This is a genomic window from Alteromonas halophila (genome assembly GCF_014651815.1).
In the GTDB taxonomy this organism is placed as follows: domain Bacteria; phylum Pseudomonadota; class Gammaproteobacteria; order Enterobacterales; family Alteromonadaceae; genus Alteromonas; species Alteromonas halophila.
The window spans coordinates 202,165-215,385 of record NZ_BMXP01000002.1; the positions used below are offsets into that span (position 1 = coordinate 202,165).

Annotated in this window: 16 protein-coding genes; 6 read left to right on the forward strand and 10 right to left on the reverse strand. The window is 52.4% G+C overall.

The genetic code is table 11. The features are described 5' to 3' along the window. Nucleotides 1-112: 112 nt before the first annotated feature. Nucleotides 113-613, reverse strand: a complete 501-nt coding sequence (locus IE054_RS04905) for a lactoylglutathione lyase family protein (RefSeq protein WP_189403969.1) — start codon at nucleotides 611-613, stop codon at nucleotides 113-115. 92 nt (nucleotides 614-705) lie between these two features. Here IE054_RS04905 and IE054_RS04910 point away from each other — a divergent pair, with 92 nt between their 5' ends. Beyond that, nucleotides 706-1,575, forward strand: a complete 870-nt coding sequence (locus IE054_RS04910) for a LysR family transcriptional regulator (protein ID WP_189403970.1) — start codon at nucleotides 706-708, stop codon at nucleotides 1,573-1,575. 7 nt (nucleotides 1,576-1,582) lie between these two features. Here IE054_RS04910 and IE054_RS04915 read toward each other — a convergent pair whose 3' ends face one another. Next, nucleotides 1,583-3,067 (reverse strand): bifunctional 2-methylcitrate dehydratase/aconitate hydratase, encoded by a 1,485-nt coding sequence (locus IE054_RS04915; protein WP_189403971.1) that lies wholly within the window; start codon nucleotides 3,065-3,067, stop codon nucleotides 1,583-1,585. A 206-nt stretch (nucleotides 3,068-3,273) separates the two neighbouring features. Between IE054_RS04915 and trmL the strand changes: the two genes are divergently transcribed. Further along, nucleotides 3,274-3,738, forward strand: a complete 465-nt coding sequence (gene trmL, locus IE054_RS04920; RefSeq protein ID WP_189403973.1) for a tRNA (uridine(34)/cytosine(34)/5-carboxymethylaminomethyluridine(34)-2'-O)-methyltransferase TrmL — start codon at nucleotides 3,274-3,276, stop codon at nucleotides 3,736-3,738. A 14-nt stretch (nucleotides 3,739-3,752) separates the two neighbouring features. On the opposite strand, the gene gpsA is transcribed toward trmL, so the two are convergent. The 4 genes from gpsA to IE054_RS04940 are packed head-to-tail and all read right to left on the reverse strand — an operon-like array spanning nucleotide 3,753 to nucleotide 6,026. Continuing rightward, nucleotides 3,753-4,766, reverse strand: a complete 1,014-nt coding sequence (gpsA, locus tag IE054_RS04925) for an NAD(P)H-dependent glycerol-3-phosphate dehydrogenase (RefSeq protein WP_373293830.1) — start codon at nucleotides 4,764-4,766, stop codon at nucleotides 3,753-3,755. 5 nt (nucleotides 4,767-4,771) lie between these two features. Then, entirely contained in the window at nucleotides 4,772-5,281 is a 510-nt protein-coding gene (gene secB, locus IE054_RS04930) for a protein-export chaperone SecB (protein ID WP_189403974.1), read from the reverse strand. A 49-nt stretch (nucleotides 5,282-5,330) separates the two neighbouring features. Next, nucleotides 5,331-5,591 (reverse strand): glutaredoxin 3, encoded by a 261-nt coding sequence (grxC, locus tag IE054_RS04935; RefSeq protein WP_189403976.1) that lies wholly within the window; start codon nucleotides 5,589-5,591, stop codon nucleotides 5,331-5,333. Nucleotides 5,592-5,600: 9 nt separating this feature from the next. Then, on the reverse strand, nucleotides 5,601-6,026 hold the full coding sequence (locus IE054_RS04940; RefSeq protein ID WP_189403978.1) for a rhodanese-like domain-containing protein: 426 nt from the start codon (nucleotides 6,024-6,026) through the stop codon (nucleotides 5,601-5,603). 199 nt (nucleotides 6,027-6,225) lie between these two features. Between IE054_RS04940 and IE054_RS04945 the strand changes: the two genes are divergently transcribed. Both IE054_RS04945 and IE054_RS04950 read left to right on the forward strand, forming a co-directional pair. Next, a complete protein-coding gene (locus tag IE054_RS04945) occupies nucleotides 6,226-6,564 on the forward strand; it encodes a DUF4870 family protein (RefSeq protein ID WP_189403980.1) in 339 nt (112 codons plus the stop codon). A gap of 15 nt (nucleotides 6,565-6,579) precedes the next feature. Further along, entirely contained in the window at nucleotides 6,580-7,695 is a 1,116-nt protein-coding gene (locus IE054_RS04950) for a murein hydrolase activator EnvC family protein (protein ID WP_229805008.1), read from the forward strand. A gap of 280 nt (nucleotides 7,696-7,975) precedes the next feature. Here the strand turns inward: IE054_RS04950 and IE054_RS04955 are convergent, their stop codons facing one another. Next, complete coding sequence (locus tag IE054_RS04955; RefSeq protein WP_189403981.1) at nucleotides 7,976-8,959, reverse strand: threonine/serine dehydratase; 984 nt, start codon at nucleotides 8,957-8,959, stop codon at nucleotides 7,976-7,978. 338 nt (nucleotides 8,960-9,297) lie between these two features. On the opposite strand from IE054_RS04955, the gene IE054_RS04960 reads away from it, so the two are divergent. Further along, complete coding sequence (locus tag IE054_RS04960; protein ID WP_189403983.1) at nucleotides 9,298-10,101, forward strand: divergent polysaccharide deacetylase family protein; 804 nt, start codon at nucleotides 9,298-9,300, stop codon at nucleotides 10,099-10,101. A 139-nt stretch (nucleotides 10,102-10,240) separates the two neighbouring features. After that, entirely contained in the window at nucleotides 10,241-10,669 is a 429-nt protein-coding gene (locus IE054_RS04965; protein ID WP_189403985.1) for a MerC domain-containing protein, read from the forward strand. A gap of 7 nt (nucleotides 10,670-10,676) precedes the next feature. On the opposite strand, the gene IE054_RS04970 is transcribed toward IE054_RS04965, so the two are convergent. From IE054_RS04970 to asd, 3 genes are read right to left on the reverse strand one after another with little or no spacing between them, the layout of a single operon-like run. Next, entirely contained in the window at nucleotides 10,677-11,396 is a 720-nt protein-coding gene (locus IE054_RS04970; RefSeq protein WP_189403987.1) for a glycerophosphodiester phosphodiesterase, read from the reverse strand. A gap of 6 nt (nucleotides 11,397-11,402) precedes the next feature. Continuing rightward, nucleotides 11,403-12,272 (reverse strand): DMT family transporter, encoded by an 870-nt coding sequence (locus IE054_RS04975; RefSeq protein WP_189403989.1) that lies wholly within the window; start codon nucleotides 12,270-12,272, stop codon nucleotides 11,403-11,405. Next, on the reverse strand, nucleotides 12,272-13,135 hold the full coding sequence (gene asd, locus IE054_RS04980; protein ID WP_189403991.1) for an archaetidylserine decarboxylase: 864 nt from the start codon (nucleotides 13,133-13,135) through the stop codon (nucleotides 12,272-12,274). The genes IE054_RS04975 and asd overlap by 1 nt, the downstream gene beginning before the upstream one ends. Nucleotides 13,136-13,221: the final 86 nt, after the last annotated feature.

Below are 13,221 nucleotides of genomic sequence, written 5' to 3' on the forward strand. Positions count from 1 at the left end.
GAGTCACAATGCGACTTGGGTCGTAGATGCTTGGTGTACCTGTGCGAATCTGCTTTTAACCACAAGGGTAGCGACAGGCGTCCCGCAGGACGCCTGTCGTTGCGGTGACGCGCTAATAAGCGCCTTCACTGTAGATTAATTCATAGCTATGGCTGTAAATTTCCAGGATATTACCGAACGGATCTTCCATATAAATCATGCGGTAAGGTTTCTCGCCGGGGTAATAGTAGCGCGGTTCCGGCATGCGCTTTTTACCGCCGGCGGCGACGATGCGATCGGCCAGTGCTTCTACATTTGGATCCTGCACACAGAAATGGAAAATTCCGGTCTTCCAGTATTCAAAATTATTATCCGGATTGGTCTGGTCGTTAAACTGGAAAATCTCCACACCTACCCGGTCACCGGTAGACAGGTGGGCGATTTTAAAGCTGCCCCAGCCAGGTCCGAAAACATCTGAACACATCTCACCAATGGCACTGTCATCTTCCTCTATGGTGGTCGGTTCCATAATCAGATACCAGCCCATTACCTGGGTGTAAAATTCAACCGCTTTTTCGACATCCGGTACGGAAATACCAATGTGAGAAAAAGTACGGGGATATACGTTAGTCATAAATTGCCTCCTGTGTTGGTTGTTAATTAGCCTACACAAGCGGTATGATTACGTAAAATTATCATATTTAATAAAATCGAGTATATTTTGTAATGATAAACACGGTGTGGCTACAGACATTTTGCGTGCTGGCTGAGGTAGGCCAGTTTACGCGCACAGCAGAAAGGCTGTATATGACGCAGTCTGGCGTCAGTCAGCATATAAAAAAGCTCGAAGAACAATTGGGTACGCCTTTATTACTGCGTGACGGCAAACAGTTTAGCCTGTCCGATGCGGGCAGAAAGTTGTATCAGGAAGGCCAGCAGATATTACAGGCACTAAGCAATGTGGCGCAGCACATTGGTGATGATCCTGCTTTTGAAGGCACGGTGCGGATAATGTCACCGGGTAGCCTTGGCCTTAAATTGTACCCGCATTTACTCGACTTGCAGGTGTATCATCCTCAGCTTAGCGTTGAGTACCGGTTTGCCCCTAATCATGATATTGAGAACGGTGTTGTTAGCGGTGACGCGGATCTGGGGTTTGTGACCCGTCCTTCTGACAGCCCGCTGCTGCATTGTCAGCCAATTGCACAAGAGCAGTTACTGCTGGTAACGCCAGCGTCGGTTGCCGTCCCCCACTGGCAGGACTTGTGTGCGCTGGGCTTTATTGATCACCCCGACGGCGACTATCACGCCTCACTTCTGTTGCAGCCCAACTACCCACAGTACAAAGGCAGCAAAACGTTTACACGAAAAGGATTTTCTAATCAGATTGGTTTAATACTGGAGCCGGTCAGCAGAGGCTTAGGCTTTACCGTACTGCCTGCTTACGCGGTGGCGGCGTTTGATAAGTCTGCGCAAATCCGCACACATACCCTGACAACGCCGGTCAGTGAAACTATTTACTACTGTTGCCGGCGCGGGGAAGCCCTGCCACGCCGGTTGACCACCGTGTTAGACGAAGCCAGGAAATGGTTGTAACAGCCAGCTAAATGACCAGCATGTCCATAAAGCGGTTAACCGGCGTTGCCTGAAGCGCTGACGGATCTTTACACAGAGAATATATGGCGCTGGCTTGCTGCGCCGGGAAGCGTGTCGCCAGGTTGCGTTTAAATTTCTCCTCAAGCACGGGTATGCCTTCTTCACGACGACGGCGGTGTCCGATCGGGTATTCGACAGCGACCTGATCGGTGGCGGTCCCATCAGAGAAAAAGACCTGCACGGCATTGGCAATGGAACGTTTGTCCGGGGCGTGATAGTCCTCGCTGTACTGTTTATCTTCCACGACTTCCATTTTCTCGCGCAGGGTATCAATGTCGGGATGCGATGTATGGAAGTCATCTTCATAATGGTCCGCATTCAGCTCGCCCAGTAGTAATGGAACGGCCGTCATGTACTGCAGACAGTGGTCGCGATCGGCTGGGTTGGCCAGTTTGCCCTGTTTAGAAATGATGCGTATTGCCGATTCATGGGTGGTGATCACAATGCGCTCAATGTCATCAATGCGGTCTTTGACCTGTGGGTGTAGCGCCACGGCGGCTTCACAGGCAGTCTGAGCATGAAACTCGGCGGGAAAGCTGAGCTTAAACAGAATGTGCTCCATGACGTAACTGCCATACTCGCGCTGAAACGTGAATGTGCGCTGGGTCTCAGGCTTCACCTGTAAGTCTTTATTGGTGTGACTGAAAGACACATCGTAAAAGCCCCATTGTGGTGCGGTGAGTGCGCTGGGAATACCCATTTCGCCGCGCATTGACATGTCGGCCAGACGCACCGCGCGTGAGGTGGCATCCCCTGCCGCCCATGATTTGCGTGAGCCGGCATTAGGCGCATGACGATAGGTGCGCAGTGCCGAGCCATCTACCCATGCCTGCGAAAGCGCGGCCATTATTTGCTCGCGGTTGCCGCCCATCATGTGCGTTACCACGGCCACACTGGCCACCCGGACCAGCAGTACATGACACAAACCAACCCGGTTAAAGCTGTTATCCAGCGCAATGACGCCCTGAATCTCATGGGCCTTAATCATGGCCAGCAATACATCACGCATAGTAAGCGGGGACTCGCCACGCGCAATACGCTGCTGCGAGAGATAATCGGCCATGGCAAGAATGCCGCCCAGGTTATCTGACGGGTGGCCCCATTCGGCAGCCAGCCAGGTGTCGTTAAAGTCCAGCCAGCGAATAATACAGCCAATGTCCCAGGCCGCTTTTACCGGGTCCAGTGTGTATTGCGTACCGGGAACACGGGCACCATTGGGAACAACCGTACCCGGTACCAGCGGGCCAAGGTGCTTGGTGCATTCCGGGTAGCGCAGTGCCAGCAGGCCGCAGCCCAGCGTATCCATTAAACAGTTTCGGGCAGTATCCAGTGCTTCCTCTGACTGCACTTCATAGTTAATCACATAATCCGCGATATCCTGGATCACAGCATCGTAATCGGGGCGGTTACTCGACTCGGCCTGATGACTCATGGCGTACTCCTGCAAATAATGAATGCGTACTTAACGTTTCACGCTGTTTTCTATGTTGTGTAATACGCAGTCACCAGGATACGGATTATTGTTGCCAGACGATGAGTTAACGAGTGCGTCACAATGAGTGTCCGCCAGGGGCGGTAAATATTGTGTGTGTTGACAAGTAGCGGTAGGCTGACGCTTTTGTTACAGAGTGCTGTGTTATGTTAGATATCGTGCTTTACCAGCCTGAGATCCCGCCGAATACCGGTAATATTATCCGGTTGTGCGCCAATTCCGGCTTTTCATTGCATTTAATTGAGCCACTGGGCTTTGCCTGGGACGACAAGCGTATTCGCCGGGCAGGTCTGGACTACCACGAATTTGCCAGCGTACAGCGTCACAGTTCGATGGATGCTTATCTGGCGGCCTGTAACCCCAGCCGGGTGTTTGCCTGTACAACGAAAGGCAGCGCGTTTTACACCGATGTGCACTATCAAAAAGGCGACGCTCTGTTGTTCGGACCGGAAACCCGCGGCTTGCCCGATAGCATCATCAATGCGCTACCACCGGCGCAGCGTTTGCGTATCCCTATGCTGCCAGACAGCAGAAGCATGAACCTGTCCAATGCGGTGTCGGTGTTTGTGTATGAAAGCTGGCGTCAGATGGGGTTTGACGGGGCCAGATAAAAAAACCGCGTGAGTTACGCGGTTTCGTCTTTAAGCTCACGACCCAGCAGAGTCAGCGCGGCCTCTTTAGGGGGCTTGCCCTGATACAGCACCGCGTATATCTGTTCACAAATGGGCATTTCCACGCCGAGGCGTTTCGACAGAATGTGCACTTCTTCTGTGTTTCGGTAGCCTTCTACAACCTGTCCAATCTCCTGCATGGCAGTATCGACAGACTTGCCCTGGCCGAGGGCCAGACCAAAGCGCCGGTTACGTGACTGGTTGTCAGTACAGGTGAGTACCAGATCGCCCAGGCCTGCCATGCCCATAAAGGTCTCAGGCTGTGCGCCCAAATTCACGCCTAAACGGGTCAGTTCGGCCAGCCCCCGTGTGATCAGTGCCGTCCGGGCATTGGCGCCAAAGCCAAGGCCGTCGGCTAACCCGGCACCAATGGCAATCACATTTTTAACAGCTCCGCCTAACTGCACCCCAATAAAATCAGGATTTTTGTAGACCCTGAATGATTTGGCGCAATGCAGTTTTGCGGCAAAGTCGTCAATGAGCTGCTGGTCGGTAGAAGACAGCGAAATCGCAGTCGGCAGGCCGGCTACCATCTCTTTGGCAAAGGTTGGGCCTGACAGTACCGCCAGCGGGTAGGTATCGCCCAGCACATCCAGTGCCACTTCCCGCAACAGTCGTCCGCTACCTGGCTCCAGTCCCTTGGTCGCCCAGATTACGCGATGCGCATCGGACAACATGGGCTGAATGGTTTCCAGCATGGCTTTAAACGCATGGCTGGGTACCACCACCAGAATATCGCGGCTGGCACTGACAGCAGCGGCCAGATCAGTCTCTATTGACAACTGTTCGGGAAAGGTGGCGCCAGGCAGGTACCGCGCATTTTCGCGGCTGTCGCTAAGCGCGCGCATATGTTCCGTGTCGCGGCCCCACAAATACGTTGGAACCCCGTTTCGGGCCAGACAAAAGGCAAGGGCGGTGCCGTATGACCCCGCCCCTAATACCGATACCGCGTTTGCGTTCGGATTCACCTTGATTATGCGTCCAGTTGCTGCGCGTTATCGCCTTCTTGCGCCTGCTGTGCACGTTTTTGCATATAAGCGGCAAAAATAGCGTCAAAGTTAACCGGCGCCAGGTTCAGTGGTGGGAAGGTACCGCGGTTCACCAGGCTGGCGATAGCTTCACGGGCATAAGGGAACAGCACGTTCGGGCAGTAAGCACCAACCATGTGCGCTTTATTTTGTTCTGGTATCTCACCAATGGCGAAAATCCCTGCTTGCTGAACTTCGCACAAGAAGGCGGTTTCTTCGTTCATGGTCGCCGTGACTGTTACCGACAGCACAACTTCATACACGTTTTCTTCAAGGGTATTGGTGCTGGTATCGATATCCAGTTTAATCTCGGGCTTCCACTCTTTGGTGAAAATAGCCGGTGAGTTTGGTGCCTCATACGAGATATCTTTGGTATAGATGCGTTGGATATTAAATTGCTGCTGCGCTTGTTTTGCTGCAGCTTCGCCGTTATTGCTTTGATTTTCTTCAGCCATGTTACTTCCTAATCGTTATAATAGTGATATTCAATGTAAAGCCATATGGTTACTGGCTTTGTAGTAAAGCATCCAGTTTTTGCTGACGCTCCAGCGCCATCAGCTCATCGCAGCCACCAATATGCAGGTCGCCGATGAATATCTGAGGCACGGTCCAGCCCCCGTTGGCGCGTTCAATCATTTCTTCGCGTAACTGGGGTTTTGCATCAATAGCCACTTCATGAAACGCAACACCTTTCTCCTCAAGCAAGGCTTTGGCGCGCGTACAGAAAGGACAAAACGCTTTGGTGTAAATGTCGACCTGTTGCATGGTAAGCCTCTATCTGGAGATGGGAAGGCTGGCACTTTGCCAGGCATTCATTCCGCCTTTCAAAATCCGAACGTCTGAGAATCCATCCTTAGCCATAGCTGTTGCCGTGGCGCGGGCAGAATTACCCATTGCGCAAATTACAATAATGGGCTTGTCTTTAAGGTTTTCAAGTTTCTTAAAATTTTTCTCCCTGATCTCTTCGGGCTTGATCTGACGAGCGTTAATAATGTGACCAGCGCGAAAGTCTTTCACCGGACGGATATCCAGAACCGTGGCATCCTGCTTGTTGATAAGCAATGTGGCTTCGTGGGTGTTCACTTCCTTCACCGACGATGTCCAGGTGCTGATATAGCTGTAGATCAGCATGGCGACCAATGCCAGCCAGATGCCTGCCAGGATCATATTATTACTGGCGAACTCGATAAGTTGCTCCATTACCTCTAACCTTCGACCTTTGCGACCATAAAAAAGAGTGCAAAGTATACGGAAAATTGGCGCAGAAACCACCCTGAGTAACTACTGACTTACAGGCATAACCATAATGCACTGGTGCTACTGAGAAATTGGGCTGGGCATCAGCATAAGGCTCGGATAAACTGGCCCTACTTTTTGCTCAAAAATGGTAGCGGATGACATGGAACCTACTCTAAGCCAGGAAGATCAGGAAGCCCGGCAACACGCGTTGATTGCCTACATATTAATGCTGCTTGGCCTGTTTACCGGGCTGCTATGGCTGGCAGGAGGTATCTGGGCCATTATTAAACAGCCCGCCGCCTCACAAACGCAGTTTGCCGACCACTATCAGAATTTGGTGCGGACGTTCGTTATTGCGATCGTCCTGTCTATTCTTGGCGGCATTCTCACGGTGGTCCTGATTGGCTGGCCAATCCTTTTCGGCGTATTTATCTGGGCGGCGTTTAAACTGGTTAAAGGGCTGGTGCGGCTCTCCTCCAACCAGGCCTATTACGCCTGAATGATGTGCTTGCTGATGCGCGTTTGTTTATTGCTGTTGTTGGGGATCGTACTGGGTAATCCTGCTTTTGCTCAGCAGGATGAACAGCGACTGCAGGCATTGCAGGCTGAACTCAAAGAGCGTCAGCAGGCGCTGGCGGACAGCCAGGCAACCGCAGAAGAATTGCAGGAAGTACTGAAAGAGTCTGAGCTTGAAATAGGCCGCGTGGCCCGGGCGCTTGAAGAGACCCGCACGGCGCTCGCCAACAACCAGGCAGAACAGGAAACGCTTAAAACCCAGCAGTCCTCACTTAAAAAAGCCATTCTCAACCAACAGGATATGTTAGCCAGTCAGCTGCGCAGTGCATTTATGGCGGGCCATTATGACTACGCTAAAATGCTCTTTTACCAGGAAGATGCGCGCAAATTTGAGCGGGTAGTGACCTATTATCAGTATTTGTCTAAGGCGCGTCAGGAAGCGATTAGCGAGTTTCGCGCCAATGTCGACAAGCTCAAAGAGGTGAATGCCCGGCTCAGCGACAAAGCCGATGAGCTGAAAGCACTGCTAGCCAGACAACAATCACAACGTGCATCGCTGGTGGCCCGACAGGACGACCGCAAAGCCACGCTAAATAAACTTAATAAAAAAATTGCCTCTGAAAGTGAGCGAATCGCGCAGCTGCAGGAAAACGAACAGGCGCTGGTACGCGCTATTGAAGAAGCGCAGCGTCGCGCTGAGCAGGAAACGCAAATGATGGCGGGACTGGCGGGCAGCAAGGGGCAACTGGCAGCACCGGCAGACGGACGTGTGCGCAGGCTGTTCGGGCTGCGTCGACAGGGGCAGTTACGCTGGAAAGGCATTGTCATAGAAAGTAATGAAGGCAACGCGGTTAAAGCGGTGTCAGGCGGCCGGGTCTTATACGCTGACTGGCTGAAAGGCTTTGGCCTGGTCACCATTATCGATCATGGCAAAGGGTATATGAGTGTGTACGGGCATAATCAGGCGCTGCTTAAACAATCCGGTGATTCGGTGCGTCCCGGCGATACCATTGCCCTGGTGGGTCAAAGTGGTGGTCAAACCTATCCGAATCTTTATTTTGAAATTCGCCACAAGGGCAAGGCACTGAATCCCAGTAAATGGCTGGCACGGTAGGTGCGGTGGCAGGCGGGCGTTGGTGGTGAACGCCCCCGGGAACTACTCAGTGCAGACAGACACTGACCGTGAATACCCGCGACGGGTAGGGGACAGGCCTAAAGGACGCCGGCCATGGTCAGAACATTAAAGCACCATACGCCTGCCATTACCGCGGCAGAGATGGTAATCGCTTTCTTTTCAATAGCTGAATAATGCATAACGCTCTCCTTGTTTCGGATTCATAGAGCGTATCGGCAAAAAGAAAATTTGCTTTAATGGTTGTGGTAATGGCTTAAAGCTACGTGGTGCATAACACCGTTTTTAGCTTATCAAAGGCAATATTTTTACCGCACAGGATCACTGCTGCACGTTGTCCCTGAAGTTGCGGCGCATACTTAAGGGCGCCTGCAATAGCTACGGCAGCTGCGCCTTCCACAATCGTATTGTCAAAGGCCACCATGTCCTTCAGGGCACGGGCGATTTCTTCTTCACTGACCAGCACGGTGTCGTCGATGACCTGCTGACAGACATCAAATGTGATTGCTCCTTCATCTACACCGCCAGCCGTACCGTCAGATAATGTCGGCTTTTCATCCACTTCACAGATTTTGCCAGCCTTCAGGCATTCTGCCATGGCCGGAGCATGCTGTGGCCAGCAGCCAATGACGCGAGTGGCAGGGCTGTGTGCTTTCAGCCACGCCCCAATGCCGCTAATCAGGCCGCCGCCCCCCACCGCGATGAAGACTGCGTCAAGGTGTGGCTGTTGGTGAAGCAGCTCTTTGCCTATGGTTCCCTGGCCCGCCATCACCAGTTCATCGTTATACGGCGATATGTAGGCCTTACCTTCACGTTCTGCTTCCTGGGCTGCGGTTTTTTCTGCAACCAGGCAATCGCCGTCGGCATGGATAACCTGGGCGCCTAACGCCTCGATTTTTTGAACTTTGAGCGGCGAAGCGTCCTGCGGCACAAAGACGCGCACCGCCACACCTGCCTCTCTGGCCGCCATGGCACACGCCATACCATGATTGCCAGAGCTGGCGGTGATCACCCCTTTTTTGCGACCTGCATCATCTAACGCCAGGATCCGCGATAAAGCACCGCGGTATTTAAACGACCCCGTGTGCTGCAGGTGTTCACCTTTAAGGTAAACCTGCATGCCGGCCAAGTCAGACAGCCGTGTGCTGATGTCCAGTGGGGTATGCACAGGTGGCGTGCTACTGCTTTGCATACGCTGCCAGGTAGTATTAATACGTTCAACGATGTGCGTGATAGCGTGGGACATGCGGGCTTCCTGATAGTGTGTTGGCTACGATCGAGTCGGGCAATGAGAACATCATGCGCCAGGTAAGCGCAAACTTCATTTCCCCTGAAGACTTACACAGTGTGCTGCTTGCTGGCACCAGATACTGGCTATCCTAATCAAAATTCCCGCTGCGCTAAAGCTTTCTTCCGCAATCTGACACAGGTATGCTTAGGCAGGGAAAGAGGCAAAGCAGTCTGTCAGCACTCAGCGAACCCAGAAGGGCGCAGTCGCAAGGCTGGCTTCGCGGGCAATAGCCGTGGCCTTTAGTGAGCACTTTCCTAACTGGCAAAGAACAACTAAAGCAAACTCGGGTTATCATGCGCAAACACGTTTTCAGACATTTTGGCTTTACGGTGCTTGCCGTCCTTGCCTGTATGCTGATGCACAGCGCCCATGCCAGCGAGAAGCCAGGTATTGTGATTATTATTGATGACCTGGGCTACCGTCAGTCTGATAAACAGGCCCTGTTGCTGCCAAAAGCCGTTGTGTTTTCTATTTTGCCGGACACGCCGCTGGCTACGCAGTTATCGCGTCGGGCCGATGATCAGGGCCGTGATGTGATGCTGCATCTGCCTATGCAGGCATTGTCCAATAACCGATTACTTGGTCCCCGGGCGCTCACAGCAGATATGTACCCCTCCGGTATTGCCAGTACCCTTGAGGCGGCGCTTAAGAGTGTGCCGAATGCGCGTGGGCTGAATAACCATATGGGCAGTTTGCTGACCGGCAGGCGTCGGCCAATGCAGGCACTGATGTACGAAATACACCAGCGTGGTTTGTTTTTCGTTGACAGCCGTACTACGTCTGAGTCGCTGGCGCAGCGCGTTGCACAGGAGCACGGCGTACCCAGTGCCCATCGCCATGTGTTTATTGATCATCAGCAGTCAGAGACGTTTATGAACCAGCAGTTGCGCCAGCTTGAAACAATAGCCCAGCAACATGGTGTGGCGATCGGCATTGCTCACCCTCATCCCAGCACGCTGGCCTTTCTGAGCGAGCAACTTCCTGAGCTGAATGCCCGTGGTATTGAACTGATCTCCATGTCGACGTATTTCGCACGCCAGCAGCCGGCACGTTTGGGGAATTCAGTGTCAGGTGCACGTGTTGCCGCGCCCCGCTAAGGCGTCTTCTTAGTGCAACGTGCGCAATTTAAGATCGTCAGTTGCTCACTGCCATGGTTAAATTTTATAAAAGCGATTTAACTCTGTCACGTTTTGTTATAATATAACGTTCTTCGAAAGCAACCTGTGTGGAATCATCATGACCCCTGTGGAGAATCCGACAAAACTGGACACGTTAGGCATCTGGATTTCCAGCCTGTGTGCGCTGCATTGTCTGGCGTTGCCGGTGGTTGTTCCCTTGTTGCCACTGATCGGGTCGACGTTTTTTGCACAGTTGTGGTTTGAAAGAACAATTCTGAGTATTTCGCTGGTTATTGGAGCGGTTGCGCTTATTTCCGGGGCACTGAAATACCACTCCCGCTACTATCCTCTGGCATTACTTGCCGTTGGCGGTCTTATTTACTGGTTTAAAGATATTTTTGGTGAAAGTGGCGAACCATTCACGATTGCCACAGGTGCCATGCTGATTGTCGCCGGTCACTGGGTAAATATGCGGCTATGCCGGCAGTATCGCAATGACCGCCGGATGATGTTTACTGCTCAGCAGGTAAGTACTCAGGCAAAATAACCGGTTGTTAGCCGTGATACAGCGCCGGGTGAGGTTCGTCATGCAGTACGTGACGGGCGAACGCCGGTACATTGGTAAATATCCCATCGACGCCCCAGGACTCCAGCTCCAGCATATCCAGGTGTCCGTCAACGGTATACACATACACCTTCAGGCCCGCATTATGCGCATCGCGCACGTATTCAGGGGTGATCACATCCAATGCAACGTGCAGGGTAGAAGCGGATATGGCGGTGGCATCTACAATACTGTTGCGGGTGTAGCTGGCTGTTAATGCGCCAATAGTAAGGTATGGCCGGTGGTGTTTTATATCGGTTAACCAGTGGTGGTTGAACGAAGATATCAGCAGCCTGTCAGCGCTTACCCGGGCACTGGTAATGGCTTTGTCGAGTTGCTCCAGCCACTGCTGGGTGTCCCTCAGTGACTTAATTTCAATATTACACCAGGCATCGGCGGGAATGCAGAGCAGTGCTTCGCTTAGTAACGGAATCGTCTGGCCATGCCCCGCATCAAGATGACGTAAATCAGCCAGCGAGGAATCTTTAAAGCGACCCTGGCCGTTGGTGGTGCGATGCAGGTAGCGATCATGAAAGACCAGAATCGTGTCATCATGCTGATAGGTGTCAAATTCGATAGCGTCAGCACCCTGATGAAAGGCTTCTTCGAACGCTGATAAGGTATTTTCCGGCCGGTCGCGACTGGCACCTCTGTGACCGATGATGTGCATGCTACGCTATCCCTCGTTGTGCAATTTATGCGCGTTAAGCGTTTCATAAATAGACGCTGAAGTAATCATAATGCCGCCTAACAGTGTTTGCCAGCCGGGACTTTCATTAAGCAGCACTATGGCCAGAATGACGCCATAGAAAGGTTGCATGCAGGCAATCAGTGAAAAGGTTTTGGCGCGCAAATGGCGCAGACAAGCAGCAATCAGCGCATGGGGCAACGCCGTAAATACGGTGCCAAGCAACAGCAATAAGCCCCAGGTTTGCAGCGACGCCTCACCAATCGCCGGGGTGCCAAAGGGCAGGACGCAGACACTGACGATCAGGGTCTGCCACGCCATTGCCTTGGCACCACTGTAATGTGAAAAATGCTTGCGATGGGTCAGGTTGCGTATCGAATACAAAAATGCAGAAAGCACGCCGACAGCGACCCCCAGTGTGACATCATTAGCCAGCGATACTTCCGGGACCATCAGGATAATACCGGCCACCACAATGATGGCCGAGAGCAGATCCTGCCAGACCAGCGCAATTCGCTCAAAAAATGGTTCAATCAGCACGGTTATCACCGGGAAGGTGAACATGGCAATCATACCGACAGACACGCTGGCATATTGCATGGCAGCAAAATACGTCACCCAGTGCAGTGCCATCAGTGCGCCCAGCCCGATTGCGATGCTGTAGTCGCGACGACGACTGAGGGTCAGCGATTCACCGCAAAGGCGCAAAAACACAAACAGCGCAAGGCACGCAACGACGGAGCGAACCAACGTAATATCGCCCGCGGCCAGCGGCACCAGGTGTGAAAAAAGCCCGGTGCCAGCTAACAGCACCACTGTAAAATGCAGCGATATCAGGCTGCGTTTGACCGGATCCATCAACGCTCTGAACGCGTTGCCATTGGCTCACCTAACCGGGTTACCATGCCAGCTTCCAGCGCTTCAAAATCAATGGCGTCCTGCTCGAAACAGGCGACGATGGTTGAACCCAGTTTGAAGCGACCCAGTTCGTCGCCTTTTTTCAATGTAACGCTGGCTTCGCTGTCTTTATCATAGCGCCAGTGCTGCACGTTCTTGCCTGCGGGTGGCGTGACCGTGCCAGACCACACTGTTTCGATACTGGCGACAATTGTTGCCCCGACCAGCACCATCGCCATTTTACCGACGGGTGTATCAAACAACGCCACAACCCGTTCGTTTCTGGCGAAAAGATCAGGCACATTCGCTGCTGTCAGCGGATTAACAGAGAAGAGTTCGCCGGGCACATACACCATATCGGTGAGCGTGCCGTCGACAGGCATATGTATACGGTGATAATCACGCGGTGCCAGATATACCGTCGCGAACTTACCATTTTTAAATGGCTCAGCAAGATCAGGGTTGCCCCCCAGCAGGGATGTCAGACTAAAGTTGTGTCCTTTGGCCTGAAAAATACTGTCATAATTGATATCGCCAAACTGGCTGACAGTGCCGTCGACGGCATGGATCAGGGTGTTGTCGTCATTGTCGATGCTGCGCGCTTCAGGTTTAAGCGGGCGCGTAAAAAAAGCATTAAATGACCGGTAATGCTCTGGCTCAGGGTACAGTGCCTCGTCCATGTCTACCCGGTAATGCTTAATAAATGCTTTGATCAATGCGGTGGTAAGGCCACCCATTTCGGCTTCGGCAAGTTTGCCAACCAGGCGTGATAACGCATGTTTCGGGGTAATGTATTGCAGATTGATTTTTAGCCAGTCCAGCACAGCGTATCTCCGTTTCAATTTCGCGTGGATTGTACCTTAGATAAGGGGTTTGAAAACAACTTATCTGTACTTGCTTATACCAGATG

Coding starts and splice junctions, on each gene's coding strand:
- IE054_RS04905 (WP_189403969.1), bottom strand. CDS start 613: ATGACTAACGTATATCCCCGTACTTTTTCTCACATTGGTATTTCCGTA.
- IE054_RS04910 (WP_189403970.1), top strand. CDS start 706: ATGATAAACACGGTGTGGCTACAGACATTTTGCGTGCTGGCTGAGGTA.
- IE054_RS04915 (WP_189403971.1), bottom strand. CDS start 3,067: ATGAGTCATCAGGCCGAGTCGAGTAACCGCCCCGATTACGATGCTGTG.
- trmL (WP_189403973.1), top strand. CDS start 3,274: ATGTTAGATATCGTGCTTTACCAGCCTGAGATCCCGCCGAATACCGGT.
- secB (WP_189403974.1), bottom strand. CDS start 5,281: ATGGCTGAAGAAAATCAAAGCAATAACGGCGAAGCTGCAGCAAAACAA.
- grxC (WP_189403976.1), bottom strand. CDS start 5,591: ATGCAACAGGTCGACATTTACACCAAAGCGTTTTGTCCTTTCTGTACG.
- IE054_RS04940 (WP_189403978.1), bottom strand. CDS start 6,026: ATGGAGCAACTTATCGAGTTCGCCAGTAATAATATGATCCTGGCAGGC.
- IE054_RS04945 (WP_189403980.1), top strand. CDS start 6,226: ATGGAACCTACTCTAAGCCAGGAAGATCAGGAAGCCCGGCAACACGCG.
- IE054_RS04950 (WP_229805008.1), top strand. CDS start 6,580: ATGCGCGTTTGTTTATTGCTGTTGTTGGGGATCGTACTGGGTAATCCT.
- IE054_RS04955 (WP_189403981.1), bottom strand. CDS start 8,959: ATGTCCCACGCTATCACGCACATCGTTGAACGTATTAATACTACCTGG.
- IE054_RS04960 (WP_189403983.1), top strand. CDS start 9,298: ATGCGCAAACACGTTTTCAGACATTTTGGCTTTACGGTGCTTGCCGTC.
- IE054_RS04965 (WP_189403985.1), top strand. CDS start 10,241: ATGACCCCTGTGGAGAATCCGACAAAACTGGACACGTTAGGCATCTGG.
- IE054_RS04970 (WP_189403987.1), bottom strand. CDS start 11,396: ATGCACATCATCGGTCACAGAGGTGCCAGTCGCGACCGGCCGGAAAAT.
- IE054_RS04975 (WP_189403989.1), bottom strand. CDS start 12,272: ATGGATCCGGTCAAACGCAGCCTGATATCGCTGCATTTTACAGTGGTG.